Origin of the sequence: Alkalicoccobacillus porphyridii (genome assembly GCF_007293315.1) — a bacterium.
GTDB lineage: Bacteria > Bacillota > Bacilli > Bacillales > Bacillaceae_D > Alkalicoccobacillus > Alkalicoccobacillus porphyridii.
Genome location: NZ_VLXZ01000286.1, coordinates 1 through 259 on the forward strand (window position 1 = coordinate 1; position 259 = coordinate 259).

Sequence of the window (259 nt, forward strand, 5' to 3'; positions counted from 1 at the left end):
GTTCGCCTATTCCGTATCCGTGTAATGCTGAAAAAGCGCGCTACCTGAAACACGTTGGTATTTACGCTTATCGTCGCGATGTGCTGCAAAACTACAGCCAGTTACCGGAGTCCATGCAGGAGCAGGCAGAATCACTGGAGCAGCTGCGGTTGATGAGCGCGGGGATCAACATCCGCACATTTGAGGTTGCCGCAACCGGTCCGGGCGTCGACACCCCAGCATGCCTGGAAAAAGTGCGCGCCCTGATGGCACAGGAACT

The 259-nt window shown here is 56.0% G+C and carries 1 protein-coding gene; it reads left to right on the forward strand.

The window, feature by feature from the left end:
- Positions 1-259: cytidylyltransferase domain-containing protein (locus FN960_RS24340; RefSeq protein WP_438799992.1), on the forward strand; the 259-nt coding region annotated here is incomplete at both ends.